General features: G+C 66.6%; 2 protein-coding genes. Both read right to left on the bottom strand.

Annotated features, from left to right (window positions below; translation table 11 throughout):
* Positions 1-244 precede the first annotated feature (244 nt).
* Positions 245-1,354 (bottom strand): glycosyltransferase family 2 protein, encoded by a 1,110-nt coding sequence (locus tag DH10_RS34660; RefSeq protein WP_192385875.1) that lies wholly within the window; start codon positions 1,352-1,354, stop codon positions 245-247.
* 214 nt (positions 1,355-1,568) lie between these two features.
* Positions 1,569-2,025: acyltransferase family protein (locus DH10_RS34655; protein WP_192385874.1), on the bottom strand; the 457-nt coding region annotated here is incomplete at its 5' end.

Raw genomic sequence — 2,025 nt, 5'->3', positions numbered from 1 at the left:
CACCGCCGCGCGGTCGCGCGTGCAGACGATGAAGGAAACCTGCGGCCGCTGCCTGGGCCAGGGCGGCGCGGGCAGGGCCGGGCGGAAGCCTCGCAGCAGCGGATGGTGCTCAGCGTTCATGGCGAGGCCTTTGCGCCCGCGTCAGGCCGACGGATAAATCCGTTGCGCCGCGATCCTTCCCACCCCCCTCTGTCCTGCCAACGTCGACCGCTGCCACCTTGCAAAACAAATTCGCCCAACCAGCTCATGCCGCCCCCATCCTATAAGGCGCAAGCACGGATGCCGCCGGCGCGGATTTGAGGCGGTAGGCCATCCGGTCGGCCTTCTTGCCTGCCCACATCGAGGCCTGGCTCAGCCAGGGCGCCCAGGCGCCGGGGCGCAACGCATATTGCTCGCGACGGCGGATCGCGTTCCATTTCACCGTCAGCGTCAGCAATTCATGCGTCAGCACCGGCCGCTCCTCATCGTTGACGAGTTGGTAGAGGAAATAGAACAGGTTCAGCGCTCCGGCCTCGAAACTCGGCCGCGTCGTATCGGGCAGCTCGGCGATACGCGCTTCCATTGCTCGGACGAATTCCGCCGCCCGGCGTACGGTCTCGAAGGAGACGCGATCGCCGATGGCGCGCAGGTCCGCGCTATCGTCAGCCAAGCCCTCGCGTTCAAGATTCTCTGCCACGATTTTGAGATGCGTGCGCCGCATCTCTCGGGTGTGCCGGCTGGTCACGCTGCCGGCGTGCACCCGGTAGACGAGCAGGCTTTCCTCCATCAGCGCCGCCGGATAGCGGTCGGCGAGCCGCCGGAAGAGGTCGAAATCCTCGGCATGCCGATAGAAGCCGTCGTAATAGAGGTCGGCATCCGCAATGACGTTGCGGTTGTAGACCACCGTTGGGTGCATGAAGATGGTGAAGAATTTCGACAGCACGGGAAGGCCGAGGCGGAACACCGGATCGAGTCTGCCTCGCGCGATGCGGCCGTGGAGCAGTGGATCGACGAGCGCGCCGCAAAAGCCAAGCTCGGGCCGCGCGGCAAAGAGCGCCGCCTGCCGCGACAGCCGCCAGGGATAGGCGAAGTCGTCGGCGTCCATGCGCGCGACGAGTTCGCCCCGCGCTATCTGCAGCCCCTCATTAAGGCTGGCGACGAGGCCGCGATTCTCGCGCGAGATGATCGAGACGCGGCTGTCGTCCTGGCGGAAGCGCTCGAGGATCTCGAGCGACCTGTCGGTCGATCCGTCGTCGATGGCGATGACCTCCAGCCGGCGGTAGTCCTGCCGCAGGATCGAGCCGATCGCCGCGGCGAGGTAGGGCTCGGCATTGTAGACCGGCAGCAGCACGGAGATGAGGGGAGCGGCGGTCATCGATATCCCCACGGTTGCAGGTGGTATCGTATTGGTGTCGGCCAATTGCCGATGTTGGCGCTGCCCCGTAAACGGGGAGAAAGAAGCTGGCCGCCATGCCGGCGCTTTTCTGCGACGCCGGCGATTGGCGAAACCGGCGACGAGAGCGCCCCTCTCCCCGTTCTACGGGGAGAGGATGCCGGCAGGCAGGGGAGGGGCAGCGCGACGCTCGCCATTATCGTCTCGCCTCCGTTCTCTGCAGGTCGAGTGCGCGACTGCCGGCCACACCGCTGGTCCATCTGTCGTCGCTCGCCACGCGAGCGCTTGGTCGCACGACATAAGGAAAATAGCGCTTGAGGCCGTTGAGCGGCTTTTCGAACAGCGCCCAGGAAAGCGAGGCGACGATCAGCGTGGCGGCGCCCGCGACCAGGAATCGCCCCGGTCCCTGTTCCGAGACGTTGAGCGGGATCCATGGCTGCGCCTTGACGGCATAGGCGAGAAGGATCGGGTGGTAGAGGTAGACGCCGTAGCTGATGCGGCCAAGCCCGAGCAGCGGGGGGAGTTCGGCCAGCTTGCCGAGCGTGCCGCCGAGGCCGGTGGAGCAGGCGGCGACGATTGCCGCCAGCGGCACCAGCGGCAGCACCTGCACCAGCAGCCAGCGCGGCCATTCCCATGTCGAGTCCGCCGGCCCC

Origin of the sequence: Mesorhizobium silamurunense, from assembly GCF_014843825.1 — a bacterium.
GTDB lineage: Bacteria > Pseudomonadota > Alphaproteobacteria > Rhizobiales > Rhizobiaceae > Mesorhizobium > Mesorhizobium silamurunense.
The sequence above is the reverse complement of the archived record's forward strand: the minus strand, read 5'-3'. Positions and strand labels throughout refer to the sequence as shown.